General features: G+C 68.8%; 18 protein-coding genes. 8 read left to right on the forward strand and 10 right to left on the reverse strand.

Annotated elements, in window-relative coordinates:
- Positions 1-19: 19 nt before the first annotated feature.
- The 7 genes from OG817_RS08850 to OG817_RS08880 form a co-directional block, all read right to left on the reverse strand.
- Complete coding sequence (locus tag OG817_RS08850; RefSeq protein WP_406053214.1) at positions 20-859, reverse strand: carbohydrate ABC transporter permease; 840 nt, start codon at positions 857-859, stop codon at positions 20-22.
- On the reverse strand, positions 856-1,830 hold the full coding sequence (locus tag OG817_RS08855; RefSeq protein ID WP_406053215.1) for a carbohydrate ABC transporter permease: 975 nt from the start codon (positions 1,828-1,830) through the stop codon (positions 856-858). The genes OG817_RS08850 and OG817_RS08855 overlap by 4 nt, the downstream gene beginning before the upstream one ends.
- Before the next feature lie 12 nt (positions 1,831-1,842).
- The gene (locus OG817_RS08860) at positions 1,843-3,141 is read right to left on the reverse strand and encodes an extracellular solute-binding protein (RefSeq protein ID WP_406053216.1); all 1,299 of its coding nucleotides are present in this window, start codon (positions 3,139-3,141) and stop codon (positions 1,843-1,845) included.
- Entirely contained in the window at positions 3,138-4,364 is a 1,227-nt protein-coding gene (locus OG817_RS08865; protein ID WP_406053217.1) for an ROK family transcriptional regulator, read from the reverse strand. The genes OG817_RS08860 and OG817_RS08865 overlap by 4 nt, the downstream gene beginning before the upstream one ends.
- Before the next feature lie 78 nt (positions 4,365-4,442).
- Positions 4,443-4,592, reverse strand: a complete 150-nt coding sequence (locus OG817_RS08870) for a hypothetical protein (RefSeq protein ID WP_406053218.1) — start codon at positions 4,590-4,592, stop codon at positions 4,443-4,445.
- 72 nt (positions 4,593-4,664) lie between these two features.
- Positions 4,665-6,005, reverse strand: coding sequence for a diguanylate cyclase (locus tag OG817_RS08875; protein WP_406053219.1), 1,341 nt, complete (start codon positions 6,003-6,005; stop codon positions 4,665-4,667).
- Between the two features lie 179 nt (positions 6,006-6,184).
- Positions 6,185-7,429 (reverse strand): MFS transporter, encoded by a 1,245-nt coding sequence (locus tag OG817_RS08880; protein ID WP_406053220.1) that lies wholly within the window; start codon positions 7,427-7,429, stop codon positions 6,185-6,187.
- 181 nt (positions 7,430-7,610) lie between these two features.
- Here OG817_RS08880 and OG817_RS08885 point away from each other — a divergent pair, with 181 nt between their 5' ends.
- A complete protein-coding gene (locus OG817_RS08885) occupies positions 7,611-8,075 on the forward strand; it encodes a hypothetical protein (RefSeq protein WP_406053221.1) in 465 nt (154 codons plus the stop codon).
- A 264-nt stretch (positions 8,076-8,339) separates the two neighbouring features.
- Here OG817_RS08885 and OG817_RS08890 read toward each other — a convergent pair whose 3' ends face one another.
- A complete protein-coding gene (locus OG817_RS08890) occupies positions 8,340-9,245 on the reverse strand; it encodes a zinc-binding dehydrogenase (RefSeq protein ID WP_406053222.1) in 906 nt (301 codons plus the stop codon).
- Positions 9,246-9,311: 66 nt separating this feature from the next.
- On the reverse strand, positions 9,312-9,527 hold the full coding sequence (locus OG817_RS08895) for a hypothetical protein (RefSeq protein WP_406053223.1): 216 nt from the start codon (positions 9,525-9,527) through the stop codon (positions 9,312-9,314).
- Positions 9,528-9,623: 96 nt separating this feature from the next.
- Here OG817_RS08895 and OG817_RS08900 point away from each other — a divergent pair, with 96 nt between their 5' ends.
- Complete coding sequence (locus OG817_RS08900; RefSeq protein WP_406053224.1) at positions 9,624-10,070, forward strand: ester cyclase; 447 nt, start codon at positions 9,624-9,626, stop codon at positions 10,068-10,070.
- Here OG817_RS08900 and OG817_RS08905 read toward each other — a convergent pair.
- Positions 10,059-10,742 (reverse strand): GAP family protein, encoded by a 684-nt coding sequence (locus OG817_RS08905; protein WP_406053225.1) that lies wholly within the window; start codon positions 10,740-10,742, stop codon positions 10,059-10,061. The genes OG817_RS08900 and OG817_RS08905 overlap by 12 nt on opposite strands.
- A 110-nt stretch (positions 10,743-10,852) precedes the next feature.
- Between OG817_RS08905 and OG817_RS08910 the strand changes: the two genes are divergently transcribed.
- The 6 genes from OG817_RS08910 to OG817_RS08935 all read left to right on the forward strand — a co-directional run bounded on the left by OG817_RS08910 (position 10,853) and on the right by OG817_RS08935 (position 16,639).
- On the forward strand, positions 10,853-11,362 hold the full coding sequence (locus OG817_RS08910) for a hypothetical protein (RefSeq protein ID WP_396393082.1): 510 nt from the start codon (positions 10,853-10,855) through the stop codon (positions 11,360-11,362).
- A gap of 103 nt (positions 11,363-11,465) precedes the next feature.
- Positions 11,466-12,299 carry a c-type cytochrome gene (locus OG817_RS08915; RefSeq protein ID WP_406053226.1) on the forward strand — a complete coding sequence of 278 codons (834 nt, stop codon included), beginning with the start codon at positions 11,466-11,468 and terminating at the stop codon, positions 12,297-12,299.
- A gap of 175 nt (positions 12,300-12,474) precedes the next feature.
- Complete coding sequence (locus OG817_RS08920) at positions 12,475-15,150, forward strand: LuxR C-terminal-related transcriptional regulator (protein WP_406053227.1); 2,676 nt, start codon at positions 12,475-12,477, stop codon at positions 15,148-15,150.
- A gap of 124 nt (positions 15,151-15,274) precedes the next feature.
- The gene (locus OG817_RS08925; protein WP_406053228.1) at positions 15,275-15,823 is read left to right on the forward strand and encodes a hypothetical protein; all 549 of its coding nucleotides are present in this window, start codon (positions 15,275-15,277) and stop codon (positions 15,821-15,823) included.
- Positions 15,820-16,332 (forward strand): RDD family protein, encoded by a 513-nt coding sequence (locus OG817_RS08930; RefSeq protein WP_406053229.1) that lies wholly within the window; start codon positions 15,820-15,822, stop codon positions 16,330-16,332. Before OG817_RS08925 ends, OG817_RS08930 begins: the two co-directional genes overlap by 4 nt.
- A gap of 85 nt (positions 16,333-16,417) precedes the next feature.
- Positions 16,418-16,639 (forward strand): DUF1269 domain-containing protein, encoded by a 222-nt coding sequence (locus tag OG817_RS08935; RefSeq protein WP_406053230.1) that lies wholly within the window; start codon positions 16,418-16,420, stop codon positions 16,637-16,639.
- The last annotated feature ends 18 nt before the right edge of the window (positions 16,640-16,657 follow it).

Raw genomic sequence — 16,657 nt, forward strand, 5'->3', positions numbered from 1 at the left:
AACATCCTCCTGAGGGGATTCATCCTTTGACGGCGCCGCTGGTCATCCCGCCGACCAGCCGGCGCTGGACCAGCAGGAAGACGACCAGCACCGGGAGCGAGAAGATCGCCGACGCCGCGATGGTGGCGCCGTTGTCGATGCCGTCGGAGGTCTGGAACGACACCAGCCAGACCGGCAGCGTGTAGTTGCTCTGCGACTTCAGGAACACGTAGGCGAACAGGTAGTCGTCCCACGCGCTGATGAAGGCGAAGATCGAGGTGGCCACGATGCCCGGGGCGAGCAGCGGGAGCTGGATGTGCCAGAAGGCACCGAACCGGCCGCAGCCGTCGACCATCGCGGCCTCCTCCAGCTCCAGCGGGATCCCGTGCACGAAGCCGCGCAGCGTCCAGATCGTGAAGGGCAGCACGAAGGTCATGTAGGTGACGATCAGACCGGGGACGAAGTCGATCGCCCCGACCGAGCGCAGCATCAGGTAGAGCGGGATCACCATCGCCGACCCCGGCACCATCTGGACCAGCACGAGCCCGATCAGGAAGGCCCGGCGGCCGACGAACCGGAACCGGGCCAGCGCGATCGAGGCGCCGAGGGCAACGGCCAGTGCGATCAGTACGGTCGACACCGAGACCAGCAACGAGTTGCGGACGTAGTGCAGGAACGAGCCGTGGGTGAGCGCCGTACGGAAGTTCTCCAGACTGATCGGCCACGGGATGAACTCCGGCGTCGCCGACAGGATCTTGCCCGGCTCCTTCAACGCGGTCGCGAACATCCAGTAGACCGGGAAGATCACGATCAGCGAGACGACGACCGCGATCACGTTCGGCACGGTCCGCTTCCGGCCGGGCGCTCCCGCGGCCCTCATGCGGTCACCTCGCCTTGCGCGAACAACCGTCGTACATAGAGCACGGCCAGGGCGGCGAGCAGAATGACGGTGATGATCGCGATCGCCGCGCCGCCGCCGTAGTCGTTGCGGGTGAAGGCCTCGAGGTACGAGTAGACGCCGAGCGTCGTCGTACCGCCGTCCGGGCCGCCCTGGGTGAGCACCCAGAACGGCGTGAACGAGTTGACCGACCAGATGACCTCCAGCAGCACGAGTACGGCGAGCACCGGGCCGAGGATCGGCAGCGTGACATGGCGCGCCATCGACCATCGCCCGGCACCGTCCAGGCCGGCCGCCTCGTACAGGTCGTCGGGAATCTGGCCCATCGCGGCGTACAGGGTCAGCGCCACGAACGGCAGCCCCTTCCAGACGATCAGCGCGATGATCAGGAACAGCGCCTGGCCGGGCGACCCGAACCAGTCGTGCGCGGAGAAGTCACCGAAGACCTTGAGCTGCGTGATCACCCAGTTCAGAACGCCGTACTGCGGCTCGAACAGCCACCGCCAGATCATCGACGCGGACACCATCGGCATCGCCCAGACCAGCACCAGACAGACCGACAGCATCACCCGGGCCCAACTCGACACCTGGCGCAGCAGCGACGCGAGCAGGAACCCGATCACCATCAGCGCGGCGACACAGGCCACGCTGACGATCAGCGTGCGGAGCAGGACGGACCAGAAGTCGCTGTCGCCGAGCACCCGGGTGAAGTTGCCCAGGCCAACGAACGGCGCCTCCCCGGTGAACAGCGACCGCGGACCGAAGTCCTGCACCGACAGCCAGATCAGCCGCACCATCGGGTACCCGAGCACGACCGCGAACGCGATCACGGCCGGCCCGACCAGCCCGTACGGCGTGAAGCGGGCAAGGCGGTTCGTCCGGACCGTCTCGTCGCTGCGTGGTGGCGTCGGCGCGGCGGTTCCCGCCTCCGGCGCTTGGGTGAGCGAGGTCATCAGCCGGAACCGTCAGCGCGGACCGGATTGCGCGTTGAACGCTTCGGTCGCGTGTTTGTCGTACTCCGCGGCGGCGCTGCCGATCTCACTGCCCTTGGCGATCTTGGAGAAGAACTGCTCGTTGTAGCTCTCGGTCTCCAACGTCGCCTCGCCCGGAGTCGCCGGCAGGGCCTGGCTGACGGTCGCGGCCTGAGCGCCGAGCTTCAGCACGTCCGGCACGTTCTGGGTCGGCAGGAAGTCGGTGACGACCGGAAGTTGGTGGATGGTCTGCGTCATCGTCTGCTGGAAGGTCTTACCGGTGATGATCTTCAGCCAGTCGACCGCGGTCTCCTTGTTCGGGCTGTTCTGCGCGATGCCGATGGTGGAGCCGGCAACGATCACCGGCAGCGGCGAGCCGGCCTGGTAGCCCGGCATGATGAAGTAGCCGGCGTCCGCGGCGGCCTTGGCGTTGATCTCCTTCACCGCGCCCGGTTCCCACGCCTTGACGTAGATCATGGCCGCCTTCTGATCGGCGAAGATCTGGTCCTGATCCGGGCTGTCGGTGTTCGCGCCGATCGAGGACGGCGTCGAGCAGGCGTTCTGGAACTTCTTCCACTCCGCCAGGCCGGCCTGGTTCTCCGCGCTGCTCATCGTCGCGGTCCACTTGCCGTTGTCGTCGGTGGCGATCTTGCCGCCCTTGCCGAACAGGAACGGCATCCCGGCGAACCAGTACTGGCCGGGCATGTAGAACGCGGAGAAGTTGGGGATCGAGGTGTGCGCCTTGGTCAGCGTCGCGCAGTCCGCGACCAACTCGTCAAGGGTGGCCGGCGGCTTGTCGATGCCCGCCGCGGCGAACATCTTCTTGCTGTACATGACCACCTTCGTCCCGCCGTACAACGGAGTCGCGTATAGCTTGTCCTGGTACGTCGACGGTCCGGCGAGGCCGGCCAACCACTTGTCGGACGATTCGAAGCCGGCCTTGTCCGCGGTCAGCTCGGCCAGAGCGCCGGAGGCGGTCAGCATCGGGGTCTGCGTGTTGCCCATCTCGACGATGTCCGGCGGATTGTCCGAGGCCAGAGCGGTGGTCAGCTTGGTGACGATGTTGTCCCACTGCTGCACCTCGACCTTGACCTCTACGTCGGGGTGCTTCTGGTGGAACTGCTTGGTCACGTCGTCGATGATCTTGTTGTCACCCGGGCCGCCGGTCATCATCCAGACCGTGAGCTTGTTCGTCGGGGCTGCCTTGTTCGGGTCGGACCCGCCGCAGGCGGCCAGGCTGACGAACGCGGCTGAGATCGACGCGATGACACCCAACGTCTTCCAACGCTTCATGTCGGTTCCTCTTTCGCTGATTGGTCGACAGCGCAGCCGTCCAGCTGGGCCACGACACCGGGGGCGGACGTGGTGATCGAGGCGACCTGATGGCTCGCCACCCCGATCGCGGTGTAGTAACCGCTCAGTGCTGCGGCCATCGCACCCAGCAGGCCGCCGGACTCGCCGAGCACGGATCGGTGCAGATCGCTGTGCACACCGACGGTCTCGTACGTCTCGGCGCTCACCGTCTCCAGCACGGAGTCGCTGAACGCACCGGAGAAGCCGCCGGTGAAGACCACCGTGCTCGGCTCGTAGGCCAGAGCGACGATGGACACCAGGTGCAGCAGCGCCTCGTGGATCTCGTCGACGAGGCCGCCGAAACGGTCCGGGTCGGCGAACACATCGTTGGCCGAGCCGAGCTGATGCCCGGCCGCCTGCGCGAACGCGAGCAGTCCCGCACCGGACAGCAGGTCCCGCAGGCGTTCCTTGCGGCCGGGCAACCGCAGCCGGCCGAACTCGCCGAGCAGACCCTCGGGTCCGGCCAGCACCTGCCGGTTGATGGCGACCGCCGAGCCGAGACCGGTGCCCAGGCTGAACAGGACGACGGTCTCGTCCCTGGGCAGGTCGCCGTAGTGCAGCTCACCCAGCAGGGCCAGGTTGGAGTCGTTGTCGATGATCGTCGGTACGCCGAGCTCGGCGCTGACGGTCTCGACGAAGGTGGTGCCGAGGATCTGCGGCAGGTTGAACGCGCCGACCACACGTTCCTTGCTCGAGGCAACCACACCGGGCAGGCCGATCGCGACCGACGTCAGCGGTACGCCGTCGCCGTACCGCTCGACCAGACCGAGCACCCGGGCCGCGATCCAGGACGCCAGCTCGGCGGCGCCCAGGTCCCGCGGTGTCTCGTCCCGGCAGCGGATGATCGCCGAACCGATCCCGTCGGCGATCACCATCCGGCAGTACGTGCCACCGAGATCGATGCCGCAGACCAGCCCGGACCGCGGGTTGAACCCGAGCGCGGCAGCCTGCCGGCCCGGCCCTTCCCGGACGATCTTGTGCTGCTCCAGGGCCAGCCCGTCGGCGAGCAGGTCGTCCACGATCCGGGCCACGGTCGCCCAGCTCAGTCCGGTCTGCTCGACCAGTTGCCGTCGGTCGATCCCGGCACCCGACAGCAGCGCGGCGATGATCGCCCCGCGGTTCGCCGTCCGGGTCCCGGCACTGCCTCGCACCAGCTTCGTCATTTATTCTCACGATGAATAGAATTAGTTGAGCTGAGACAGTAATCCCGGGATGTGGTCCCTGTCCAGGCATTCTGCGAATCAGTCGGTCGCCGTCCGGTGGCGGCGAAGTCGCTGGATCAGGAGGGTCAGAGCGCACAGTGCGATCAGGCCGATGCTGTAGACGATCGCGGTCGAGCGCACGCCGAATTCGGCGGAGGCGAACCCGGCGATGACAGCGGGGATGCTCAAAGCCAGGGAGGCGACCGGTCCCGACTGGGTCCGCGACCTCGTCGCGTCGCACCTGTCCTGACGGGCCTGTCGCTACTTGTCGGGAGTGTCTTCGGCTGGTTCGGTGGCGGGGGCCGTGACGACGCGGTTTCGGCCGGCTTGCTTGGCGACGTAGGTGGCGGTGTCGGCGGCGAGGATGAGTTCCTCGAGGGTCGTCCCGCAGGTGGGGTACGTCGCGGTGCCGACGGAGCAGGTGAGGCCGTCCAGAGTGGTCTGGCCGCGGGGCGTGGTGATGGTGACGGTCAGCGCCTCGATGCGGTGCCGGATGCGTTCTCCGGTCGCGGTGGTGTCCTTCGGGTCGGTGGTGGGCAGCAGTACGGCGAACTCTTCGCCGCCGAACCTGCCGACCAGATCGTCGGTCCGCACTTCACGGCGGAGTTCGTCCGCGATCGCCTTCAGGACCTGGTCACCGGCCGGATGTCCGTGCGTGTCGTTGACGGTCTTGAAGTGGTCCAGGTCGAGGAACACGATGCCGAGCGACGTCTGGGTCCGCGCCGCTCGCGCGAGTTCCTTCCCGGCCATCTCGTGCCAGAACACGCTGTTGGCCAGGCCGGTCTGCGGGTCGGTGCGCGCCGCGGTCTGGAACTGGCCGACGAGCAGCGCCCGGTGCAGACCCAGGATGGTCAGGAGCAGGACGACGACCGTCCAGGGCTCATGCCTGAGCAGGCTGGCGGTGGCAACACCCAGGCCAAGTGATCCGGCGACGATCAGCTGATCGCTCAGCCGGCCGAGCGCCTTCTGGGCCGCGGAGTCCGGATTCGACAGCAGGACGGCGCCGACGACGAGTGCGTAGTTCACGAACCAGTACGCGAGCCCGGCGACGGTGACAGCGACGAGGCCGAGCGGCCCGGGCGGATAGCCCGGGTAGGTGTCGGGGGAGAGCGCGACCAGGGAGACCGCGGCGGCCGCGCCGGCCAGAACGATGGTGGCGGCGGAGAAGAACCAGCGGTACGGGGTGACGCGGCGGAGCCGGAACCACGAGTGGGTGTACGTCAGCGCGATCAACGCGAAGGCCAGCGGCGGTGGCAGGACCAGGACCCCGGCGAACGTCCACATGCCTTTGAGGTTCACGTACGGGACGCCCTCGGCGGCGACCTCACGGAGACGCTCGATGCCGCGCGCCGCTTCGACGTGGACGGCGGAGCCGACCGCGAGCATGCCGAGCCAGATCCAGTCCTGGACCCGGATGTCGATGGCACCGACAGTAGCGATCAGCAGGACGAACGCGCTCAGGTCGACGGCCAGGACATAGCCGACGACTACGGTCGGTGCCGACCACAGCCCCCAGCGGCTCAGGCGCCAGGCGCCCAGGCGTGCGGTATCGGTTCGGCGGCGATGCCGCCGCCGCAATCGCCAATGCCGGATACTCGACATGAATCGGTCCCCCAACAAGCCTCACTCGTCCACGGACCAGGGTAGCCGCGAAATCACCCAACGTCACCGCCTCAGGCTGACCGGCCGGCGGACGATCCGGATGCCGGGAGGAGGTGTGTCGCCATGCGCAACAACGACTGGCACTGAGCAGCCACGCTGTCCTGCCCCCACAACCCTAACTAGTGCGGCGAAGTCGTCGTACGCCGGTAGCCGATGGCCGCGCCGAGCGCCACGGCAGTCCCGAGGGCACCCGCGATCGCTACCACCGACGCGGGGTGCCACCGGTCTGCCGCGGCGCCGGCGGCCAGGACGCCGAGCCCCTGCGACACGATGAGCGCAGTGCGGGCCAAGCCGAAGGCCTGGCCCCGCTGCGCGTCCGGCACGTTCAAGACGAACGACGCGTTCGCGGCGAGTTGGTACGACGAACACAGTCCCGAGACCACCCACAGGGCGACCGTCACCCAGAGACCGGGGTGGATCAGACAGACGATCAGTGGGACACACGACCCGACAGCCAGGGGTCCCATCAGGGCCAATCGACGTGCGGGGGCGAGTCGGGTGAGCAGCAGCATGCCGACCATCTGGCCGGCTGGGTTCGCGGCGAGCAGCACGCCGACCGCGAGTGGCCCTCCGCCGACGACTGCGGCGTACGGCGCGGCAAGGCCTTCGACACTCACGTAGAAGCCCGCCACACAGGCGAGCGCGATCAGGTAGCGCAATCGTCGATCGCCCCAGACCAAGCGAGCACCAGCCGACAACGAACCCCACCAGCTGACCCGGTCCGCCGAACTGGAGGCCGTAGGCAATGGGCGGTCCCGGACACCGAGCCGGACCAGCACCGCGGACAGGAGGAACGTGGCCGCGTCGACGGCCAGAGCCTGGCTCGTCCCGAAGGCAGCCACCAAGGTGCCACCAGTCACGAAACCGGCCAGCTGTGCGGCCTGTGCGGTCACATTCGACACCGAACTCGCCAGCACATAGGTGTCGCCGCTCAGGATGTCCGGCAACAGGGCCGCCCGAGCGGACTGGAATGGTGCCGCTAGCAACTGAACGGCCACCAGCAGCACGCACAGCAGCCAGATCGGCGCTCCAGGAATCGCCATCAACGCGACCAGCGCGGCTCGGGCGAGGTCGCACCACACCATCACCCGGCGCCGCGGGAACCGGTCCGCAAGCCACGACAGCAGGGGGCCGGCGGCGATGTCCGGCAGGAACGTCAGTGCGTACGTGACGGCCGACAGACCGGCCGACCCCGTCCGGTCGAACACGAGCACCGCGAGCGCGACCCGAGCCAACTGGTCGCCGATCACGGACCCGAGCTGGGCGCCCCACATCCACCGGAACTCCGCTACGGCGAACACTTCGCCGTACGTCGCGGGTCTGTCCGCCGGATCGGGACGAGCGGACTCGGCGGAGCGGGTCATAAGGACGAAGTTACCCCGCCCCCGAGGCCTACAGACCCGGTGCGGCGAGTCGGGGGGCCGCTCTGGTTTCAAAGCAGCTCGAGGTGGTCACTGGGTCCGCTAGAGTGCTGACGGCCGACTCGTTGCCTTCGGCGCGTACTTCGACTCAGCGCCGTGTGTCTCGCGAACAGAGAGTGCTTACGTGGTAATGGCTTGGCGGTTCGGCGCGGTCGGCGCCGAGTCCGTCATGGCCGTCGTGAGCGATGCGAGTCTGTTCGGTGCGTGGATCGTCGCCGTACCGCCGGTGGGACACATCGACCCGAAATGGCCGTACGTCGGCGCGGTCGTGCGGAAGGCCACCGATCGCGAACCGCATGGCAGACATTCCTACGATCGGCATCTGACCATCGCGGTCGTCGAGGCGTGGGAGCCGCCGCACGAATTCGTTCTGCGGCTGCGGAGCGGCCTGGGCGGCTGGATCCGGCTGTCCGTCAGAGTCCAGCCGAGACCAGGGGGATGCCTGGTCGAAGTCCGATCCGATCCGCTCACGGTTTCCGCACGGCTTCGGTACGCCGGATCGGCCCGATCCCACGCTGAGGAGCGTTGCGCGGCAGTCGCCGAGAACCTCCTTCGCCTCGCCACGGACCTCGAGGCGGACAGCGGTTGAGGCGGCAGTTCCATACCGTGACAGCTTTCACTCAACGTCACTAGATGCTCCGAGGCGATGCTTCTGGGCTGCGAGCGGAGGTATGGTGCCTGGAAATTAACGGGGAAGGTGGTCAGAAATGACTGCTGACACTGCACGGCACCGACGGTCAAAACGTCATCCATTCATCCAGCGACTGACGCTCCGATGGCATCGCGAGAGGCCCACGGACCCACCGCCACGCGACAATCCCAGGGCCATGGAATCGTCGGAGCCGGACTCCGCCTAGGCCTTGTCCGGCACGAGGACGATTGCGGCCTCTGAGATGCCGGCTTCCAACGCCTGGTGCGCCTGGACAACCTTGGACAGTGGGTACGTGCGGGTGAGGCGGGTGCCGAAGATGCCCTCGCGCCAGGCACGGAACAAGTCTTCGCTGGCTTGGAGGAGAGTGGCCCGGTCCGGGAGATGGTCGCCGGTGCTTGATCTGGTCACTCGGATTCGCCGCCTCTCGAGCGCGGAGGCATCGATGTCGGGCACCCCGGAGGCGGTGCCGATGAGGTCGAGCGTTCCGCCGACTCGCAGTGCCGCTACCGCATCGTAGAAGGTCGCGCGACCCACGAGGTCATAGACAACGTCGGCGCCCGCACCTGCTGCGGAGACCTCCTTGGCGAGTTGCCCGGTGCCCGCCACCACAACATGCTTCACGCCGAGAGCCTGCGCGGCTCCGACCCGCTCATCGCTGGCAACGGGCGTGATGACGATGGCGCCAAGGTGCTGAGCCCACGGTGCGAGGAGTGAGCCGACGCCACCGGTCGCGCCGGTGACCACGACGATCTCACCGGGCTTGACGGCATGGACTCGATGCAACCGTCCCCAGGCGGTCAGTCCGTTGGCGAGCAGGGATGCGGCCTCCTCGGAACCGAGGTCGTGCGGGAGCGGGATCGCATCCGTTGCCGAGAGCAACCGCGTCTCGGCGTACGCACCCGGAGAGAAGTAGTAGCCGACCCGGTCCCCGACCGAGATCGAGTCCACGCCGGCTCCGACCGCGTCGACCACTCCCGCACCTTCGCCGCCGAGGACCGCCGGCAACGTTGGCAGGGGAAAGGCACCGCTCCGGAAGTAGGTGTCGACGAAGTTCACTCCGATGGCCTGCTGCCTGATCCGGACCTGGCCGGTGCCAGGCTCGGCCACTTCCTCCGACTCGTACTGCAGAACCCTCAGGTCCTCCAGGCTTGTACATCCGCACGACCGCACTCATCACAATCCTTTCGTCGAAACAGGGTTCTTGTTCTGCCGGACGCCTTCGGTCGCGGCGATCACGGCGGCGGCGATCAGTACCGCGCCCGCGGTGACGAACACGGTCCGCAGGCTGGTCGAGTCGACCAGCAGGCCGCCGAGCGCTGACCCGCCCGCGATCGACACCTGCATCGTCGCGACCGCGATCGAAGCGGCCGCCTCCTGGCCGTCCGGCACGGCTTGCAGCAGCCAGACCTGTGCCGCGAGCGGTATGACGCCCCAGACCAGGCTCCAACACCCGGGCGAGGTCGCGAGCCCGGGTGGTGGCCTCCGGTGGATGTCCGGCAGGAAGACGACGCGGCGATCGCCGTCGTACGCCGGAACAGTCTCGAAGTGCAGGGCGGAGGGGACTGGGACCTCTTCGACAAACTGTGGTCCGACGACTTCGTCGACCACACGCCACAGCCGGGCGCCGGGGCCGACAAGGCCGGTGTGAAGGGGCTCTACCTGGGGATCCGGGAAGCGTTCCCGGACTTCTCTCCCGAGATTCACTGGCAGGTTGCCGCCGACAACCTTGTCACCACGTACAAGACGTACCACGGCACCCATCGGGGCGAGTTCCTCGGCATCGCGCCGACCGGCAGGAAGGTCAGCTTCTACACCGTCGACGTGATGCGCGTCGTCGACGGCAAGATCACCGAACACTGGGGCGTGGCGACGCTGCTGGATCTCCTGCAGCAACTGGGAGCCGTACCTCGGTTCGGAGCGTCAGCGGAATAGGTCGAGGCCCTGGCCGATCAGGACCGTGGACAGGACGGCCAGCAGGATGACGAGGATCGTGTTCAGGTTGGCCAGGAGCCATTGCTCCAGGGATGCCAGGGCCGGGGCGGATCTCCGTGGGCCGGCGATCACGACTGCCAGGAGGGGGAGGAGGACGGTCAGGGACGCGGCGAGGACGAAGAGGGCGGCGGCGGTGAGTTGCTCGCCGAGGGTGAGAGGGGAGCCGCCGATCTGGGTGCCGGCGCCGATGACCAGGGGGAGGTTCTTGACGTTCGCGAGGGCCGCGCCGGCGCCGGTCAGCGCGAGAGCCGGCCCGGAGAGGGTCGTGATCTTGTCGACGATGGCGGGGCGGGGCGGTGGCTCACCGGGCCGCGGACGCTTGCGCCAGTAGCGGACCGCCAGGACCGCGAACAGCACACCGATCGCCAGTTTGACGAGGTCCACGCCGTCGCGCGCGCCCTCGCTGCCGTCCTCGGCGACGGCGTCCGTCAGCATCACCAAGAGCCCGGTCGCGATCGCGAGAGCCACAGCCCAGCCCGCGAAGAAGCTCAGGCCGGCCCGGATCGGTCCACTCGACATCAGGACCAGCACGATGCAGATCATCGGCACCGGGCTCAGGGCGATCCCCATCGCCTGCGGCAGTACCGCGCCGAAGACCTGCCACAAAGTCACCACCCCCAACAGTGCTGGGCCCACGCACATCATGCCCGATCGCCACCGCGAACGTTGACCAACCGCTCGACGACGCGCCACTATCAAAGTCGTGCCCTAGGGAGGCGGCGATGAATCAAGGCCTGCTGAACTCGTTGACCGAGGCCGAGCGGCTGCTTGTGGCCGAGACGGAGCGGGACGCGTTGAAGAGCCTGGACGAGGACGAGCTCCTCGAGCTGCACCAGCGGATCCGGCGGGCTCGAACGAAGTACGTGAAGAACTATCGCCGTGGTGCGAGCGCGAGTGTGGCGAAGGCGGGCGGACGCGGCCTGTCCTACCCGAAGAACCAGCGGGACCGCGACAAGGCGGAGCTGTTCGAGACAGTGCTGGCGCAGGTGAGCCGGGCGGTCGCCGCGGCCGCGAGGCGATCGTCGATGGAGTTACGCAGCGAACGGCTCGAAGCGGCGCGCTCGGCCAAGTCCGCCGCTCCGGCGGCACGCGCTGCCGCCCAGCCTGTCCCCGCCGCTCAGTCCGGGTCGGTGGCGTCCCGGCGGGCGACCAAGACCACCGGAGGGTTGAAGAAGGACGCGTCCACCCGTGCCGCCGGCGCTCGCCGCCAGGCCAAGCGAGACGCACGCTGAGGGTTCAAGGCAGAGACTTACGACGAGAAATCGCCCGAATCGGGTGATCCCGGCAGACGCGGCATCGTGTCTGCTGGTCGGGCGGCAGCCGGGAGGAGCGGAGATGCGCAGTGCGGACAGCGCGGGCGCACGGCCGTTGCGCCGAGGCCGACTTGCCAGGGCACTGCTCATCGGTGCCGCGCTGGTGACGGTCGGCCTGGCGTACGCCGTACTGGTGCCGAACGGCGCGATGGGTGCCGACGGACCGCAGTCCCAGCAGATCGAGGAAGGCCGCAAGCTGTTCGCGGTCGGCTGCGCGAGCTGCCACGGCATCCATGCCGAGGGCGGGGCCGACGGCGAGGGAAACTTCACCGGACCCTCACTGATCGGCGTGGGCGCGGCCGCGGTGGACTTCCAGGTCGGCACGGGGCGGATGCCCGCGACGCAGCCCGGTGCCCAGATACCGGCGAAGCCTCCGGTGTACACCGACGAGGAGATCGCGGCGCTGGCGGCGTACGTCGCCTCTCTCGGACCGGGGCCCGCGATACCGCCGGAGGAGTACTACGACGTCAGCAACGCGACGCAGGAGGAAGTCACCCGCGGCGGTGAGCTGTTCCGGACCAACTGCACGGCCTGTCACAACTTCGCCGGCAGCGGTGGCGCGCTGCCGAACGGCAAGTACGCGCCGTCGTTGATGGAGACGTCACCCAAGAACCTCTATCAGGCGATGCTGACCGGCCCGCAACAGATGCCGGTCTTCTCCGACGCGGTGCTCCTCCCCGAGGACAAGCGGGCCATCATCGCGTACGTCGTCAGCCTCCAGCAGCAGCACAACCCGGGCGGCTTCGGGCTGGGACGGCTCGGCCCCGTCTCCGAGGGCCTGTGGGGATGGCTGGTCGGAATCGGCGCGCTCATAGCAGTGGCGGTATGGATCGGGGCGAAAGTTCCTCGCGCCTGAGGTCCACCGGCGCGCGGGCGAGCGATGCAAACGCTTGCGCGCGTCCAGAAACCGGACGACATGCCTGCTCAGCATCTGCCGGAATCGCCGTAGACCGGTTAGTCTCGGTTTTTGGGAACGCAGGATCGAACAGTCCAACTGCAGAGCCGCCCAGCCAGGGGGAGGGGCGACGCGTGTGACGAGCCTGAAGCCCGACCGAGTGCAGCAGCAGTCCCAGCCCTCGGCGTCGGGTCGCATCCCGCGGCCGCCGTTGACTCTGGTGGCCCGCGAGCGGTTGCATTCTGCCCTCGATCTCGGCGTACGGTCGCCGCTGACGATGCTGATCGCGCCGGCCGGTACCGGCAAGACGGTGCTGCTGTCGGACTGGGTGGCGCGCCGCAGGCGGTCGGGCCAGTCGGTGCTGTGGGTGCCCGGGCAGGCGCCGGGCGCGCTCGCCGGAGCCCTCGAGCATCTGGCCGGTCCCGACGTGGCGACACCGCCGGATCCGATCGTCATCGACGACGCCCATTTGCTGCCTGCGGCAACGATTACCGGCCTGGCCCAGATCCTGAAGAAGTCGCCGCACGCCGTCCGGCTGTTGCTGGCCAGCCGGTACGACCTGCCGCTGCCGGTGTCCGAGCTCGAACTGCGCGGGATGGCATTGACCTTGCGGTCACGGGATCTGCGCTTCACCGACGCCGAGGCCACCGAGCTCGTCCAGGCCCATGCCTCGAACGCCACCGCCGCGGACGTCCAGCTGTTCCAGGAGCGGACAGCGGGCTGGGCTGCCGCCCTCGTGCTCGCGGCGCGAACGCTCGCCGCCTCCGGAGACACGGGGTGGTCCTTCGCCAACCAGCAGCCGGTGCTCGATCTGCTCCTGGGTGAAACGTTGAGCACCCTCGATGAGAGGGTCCAGGCAGTCCTCCTGAGCACGTTCGGGGCCGCGTCGGTGACCGGACACCAGGCGGCCATGCTGAGCGGCGATGCGGACGCCGGCGCGATGCTGGGGGATCTCGCCGGCAGCGGACTGCTGATCACCGCGTACGCCGACGATCCGGGCAGCGAGCCGCTCTACCGGTTCCACCCGCTCCTCGTCGAGCTGCTCCGGCGGCGGGTGGCCGGCCACAGCGAGAACGCACAGATCGTCACCGCGGCGCAGCATCGGTCGGCGCTGTACTACGAGAACCGCGGCGATGGCGGCAGCGCCCTGCGCGCCGCGCTCGGCGCCGCCGACCCGGCGCTGGTCGCCCGCATCCTGCTCGGTCACGGGCCGGCGATCCTGGCGGCCGGCGACCTGAGCCTCGTCGCGGACGGCTTCGAGAGCCTTCCGGAAGGCTACGTCGAGCAGCATCCGCACCTCATCGGCGTCCGTGGGCTGCTGCGGCGTGCCACTGGCGACGTGACCGGCGCGATCATGGATGCGGCATCGGCGGACGACCTCGCGTGCGCGGCAGACCCGCAGCCGGTGACACCGGACGACAACGCGCTGGAGGCGGACGCCGTACTGCTGCGGTTGTGGGAATCGCGCTACGGCTGGCACGACGTCCACGCCGCGATCGGACGGGCGAGAACCCTGCTGGCGCTCGATCCCACGGACGCCTATGGCCGGCCGCGCGCCGTACTCGGACCTGAGCGGCTGGCCTGGTTGCTGATCGAGCTCGCGGCGGCGGAGACGTGGGCGGACGAGCTGGACGCCGCGCTCAGCCACCTGGACGAGGCACTCGTCACCGCGCGGATGGCCGGCCATCGGCGGCTGATCGGCGGGGGACTGGCTCACCGGGCCGTCGTGCAGTACGCGCGCGGCCAGGTGGAGAACGCGGCCGGCTCGGCACAGGCCGCTCTCGACGCGGCCGGCGAGCAGGGGCTTCCCCAGGAGTACGCCGTCCGCGCGCACGTCGTACTGGGCTTCGCGGCGCTGGGTCATCTGGACCTGGACAGCGCGTGGCGCCAGCACGAGCTGGTGGTGGCGACGGACGTGGCCGGCTCCGACACGGTGGTCTCGGGGCTGCGCGCCATCCTGCGAGCGGTGCTTCTCCTCGAGGCGGGCCGGCTCGAGGAGGCGCTGACAGAGCTCACCACCGATCCTGCGTCAGCCGGGCCGCTGCCGTCGTTCCTGTCGCGGGATCTGGCCCTGCTGCGGTTCCGGATGGCGACCATGGTCGGGGATCACACCGGTGCCGAGACGCAGTGCGACGTACTCGACCGGACCGGCAACACGTCCGAGGCCGACCTGATCCGGGCCATCACCTCGATCGTCCGCGGTGACGTCCAGACCACGCTGAAGCTGGTCGACGAGGCCCTCAACCGGCCGGACGTCTACCCTCCGCTGGCTTCTGCAGCCGCCTCGTTCCGGACGGTCCTGCTGGTGCGGATGGGCGACGAGGCCGCCGCCGAAGCCGCGCTGGTGGACACGCTGAACCGGGCCACGCCGCAGCGGATGCTGTACGCGCTCACCCCGGTCGGCCGCGAACCGGACTTCCTCGACCGGTTGCAGAGGCATGTCGCCGGGCCCAACCCCCATCCGTTCGCCGCCGCCACGCTCGAGCAGCTGTCGTCCTACCGGGCCGCCTGGAGCGAGGTCGGCGGTACGTCGCTCCTGGCGCGGGTCCGGCCGGACGCGCAGGTACCGCCACCCCGCCGCCTGGACGCGGTGATCGACGGTGCCCGGATCCGGCTGACGCCGCGGGAGGCAGACGTACTCGACCAGCTCGCGCTCGGGAACTCCTACACCGAGATCGCCCGTGCCCTGTTCATCACCGAGAACACCGTCAAGACCCATCTGATGTCGCTGTATCGCAAGCTGGGCGTGGAGAAACGATCCGCGGCCCTGCGAGTCGCCCGCACCGTCGGCCTGACGCAGCAGTCGAACTAGGGCGTTGGATTCATCCCCCGGATCGGGTGATCCGAGGGCCTCGGCGGCGGACGAAGGTGTTGGCAGGCGGAGCAGACAGGGCGGACACCGGGATGCGTCACAGCGGCCGCGGGACCGGACCACGGTGACGACGCCGCGCCCTGTCGCAGCGCTCGGGCGGCTCGCAGGCAAGGTCACGGGCCGGGTCGTCGAGACCGTTCCGCCGGACCTGATCCTCGACCACATCGACGTCGACGCCCTGGTCGACCGCGTCGATGTGAACCGCATCCTGGACCGCGTGGACCTGAACCACGTGCTCGACCGCCTGGACCTGAACCGCGTTCTCGAGCGCGTCGACGTCAACCACGTCCTGGACCGCATCGACCCGGATCGGCTGATCGACCGGATCGATGTCGACCGGCTGGCCGGGCGGCTCGACCTGCAGCGCCTGCTGGCCGGCGTCGACCTCGACGAACTGCTCCGGTCGGTGGATGTCGAGGCCCTCGTACGCCGGTCCGGCGTACCCGGTCTCGTGGTCGAAAGCCAGACCCAGTTGGCCGGCTCACTGCTCGATCTCATCCGCCGGCAACTCGCCGGGCTGGACGCCGTACTCGACCGGGTCGTGAACCGGCTGCTGCGCAGAGACATCGGATCGCGGCCGACGACCCCACGCCTGCTCGAGGTGCGGGAATGAACGGGCGTATGACCGTCACGGGTCACTACGCCGGCGCCGTGAGCAGGCTCGCGGCCGCCGTACTCGACGTACTGATCGTCTTCACGTCGTTCACGATCGGCTTCGCGGGCCTTGATCTGCTGACCACTGCCTTCTGGGGAGTGTCGGTACGGCGCGAGTCGACGGGGGCGACGATCGCCCTCGCAGTCGTGGCGTTCTCCTACGCGTTCGGGTTCCTCGCGGTCGCCGCACGGACGCCGGGGCAGGGGATCGTCGGACTCCGGGTGGTGCGGTCCGACGGCGGGACGATCGGACCCGGCCGGGCATTCCTGCGGGTGTGCGCGTCCGTCCTGAGCGTGCTGGTCGCCGGACTGGGGCTCGTCCTGATCGTGTTCCAGCGTGAGCATCGCGGCTTGCACGACCTGATCGCCGGGACCGCGGTCGTCTACGACTGGGGCGAGCGGCCCGCGGAGCTCCCCGGCCCGCTGTCGGACTTCCTCAGCCGGGCCGGCGGCAAATCACCCGAATAGGAGGAGGTCGCCGCGTCGCCCGGTTGATGGGATTGCCTCCAGCGCGCGACCCCGACGCGCCAGTCGCCCCATGGAGGAGTTCCTCATGATCCATCTGGTGGTGCTCGGACTGGACAGCCGCGAGGACGCCGAGCGTGTCGTCCAACTGACCGAGGAACTGGCCAAGCAGCAGCTGTTGCAGCGGGAGGATGCCGCCTATGCCTACAAGGATGCCAAGGGCAAGGTTCGGATCCAGCAGTCGATGAGCCTGACCGCGCCCGCGGCGCCCAGCGGCGCTTTGTGGGGCACGCTGGCCCTGCAGTCCTGATCAGGTGTCAGAGGAGAT

This window comes from Kribbella sp. NBC_00889 (genome assembly GCF_045207705.1).
Classification (GTDB): Bacteria; Actinomycetota; Actinomycetes; order Propionibacteriales; family Kribbellaceae; genus Kribbella.